Raw genomic sequence first — 1614 nt, 5'->3', positions numbered from 1 at the left:
AAAAGAGTTGCCCATGAGTAGATATTATAAACTCTAACAAAGGGCATAACTTGATAATTATACCGCAACAAACTAATAGAAACAGCCTTCTTGATAATTCTGGACAACATGTGCTAGCAAATTATGAACACACCCTTGACAAACTCCCCTTTGCTTCAAGGATGAAAGCCTAAAAGGAAAAAAGAATAACAAACCATTATTCCGCTTTGTATTAAAGCTCCGTTCACATTAAACCATTGCACTTATAGCGTATAACCTGAAATCTCAGCAGCTTTGAAAAAAATATGTCTGATTTTTTATTCTATTTTTAAGTAACACTCAGATACTCTCATTGCTCTTCAAATCCGCACATATAATACGTTTTTTCCCTCATGCTTTAAGACAAAGAAACAAATTCTATTATAACTTACTGCAACTTGCCGAAAATTGGGTGTCTTTCCCTATAACACCAAGATCTTTAATTAAAAGCGGTTTTCCTATTTCTCCATTATAGGCTTTAACGTGAATTGTCTTGCCTTTCACATCTATGAGGTAATAATCTCCATTAAAAAGCGCACCAGCTGTATAAATAGGGATATTTCCAAAAACCTTATCGTTTTTTGCACGGCAATAAGACTGATAATGCGTGTGACCTACGAAGATTGCTTTAACATTATGAGAGGTAACAATTGACTTAAAGATCGACAAATCTTTAGCATTCTTTTTACGAATAAAAAAGGATTCACCATCAATGGAAGCAGCACGCGCATCATGAAAATTAATGATTGTCACTTTACCTCTTGCATCAGCAGCAGCTAAATCGTTCTTAAGCCAATCTAAAGATTTATTGATTTGCACTTCTGTAGACTGCCCCTTCAAACCAACAGTATAGCTTGGATAATTGTGAAGCTGCACATAGTGAACATCTCCATAATCCCAAGAATAACTCAAACTCCCCCTTACCGAGCGAACATTTCCACCCGAAATGGGAACCAAACTTTCAGTAACATCTGCATTGAAATGCAATAATTGACTACGGTATTTTTTGATTTCCGATACCATTCTTGAAACTGCACTTATAGCACAAGCATCTTTGTAAAAATTGAATTCTTGAGGATTTGTACAATTACCAACATTATTGGCATAATCGTGATTCCCTAGCCCCTCATAGACAGGCGCTCCAAGAGTTTTATAAACATTTTTATAATCATCATAGTTTTTTTGTTGTCCAAACTCCGTCAGATCACCATTGACAATATGGAACGCAGCCTTGTGCGCTTTTATCACACCAGCAACTTGCTCATTTATCTTTAACCATGGCTCTCTGTTTGATACTCCATTGGCATCACCAGAGTTTAAACGCCACGGTTGCGGATCAGCCATGATGATAGCAGTATAATTTTTCTCAAGAGACTTTTCTTTCATAGGCCACATAAATGCATCATGATAAAGCCTCTTGTCCCTTCTTAACTTTTCAGAATCAAGGTTAAAACAACCAGAGAGAGTAAAAGCAATCACGGTGATTACCAATTTAACTTTATATCTCATAAACCTATCACCATAAAAACGTTACATATTTTATTGTATTATAAAAATTTTCTCAGAAGTAATTTTTTAAATTTTCTTGTCAAGAAT

1 protein-coding gene is annotated in these 1614 nt (G+C 35.3%); it reads right to left on the bottom strand.

Annotated features, from left to right (window positions below):
- Positions 1–399 precede the first annotated feature (399 nt).
- Positions 400–1527: a metallophosphoesterase gene (locus ACFIO3_RS12755; RefSeq protein ID WP_375704581.1), complete on the bottom strand. Its 1128-nt coding sequence runs from the start codon at positions 1525–1527 to the stop codon at positions 400–402.
- Positions 1528–1614 lie beyond the last annotated feature (87 nt).

Source organism: Bartonella sp. AD328YNZD, assembly GCF_042196425.1.
The sequence above is the reverse complement of the archived record's forward strand: the minus strand, read 5'-3'. Positions and strand labels throughout refer to the sequence as shown.

Excerpts from the sequence above, each read along its gene's own strand:
- ACFIO3_RS12755 (WP_375704581.1), bottom strand. The coding sequence starts at position 1,527 with ATGAGATATAAAGTTAAATTGGTAATCACCGTGATTGCTTTTACTCTC.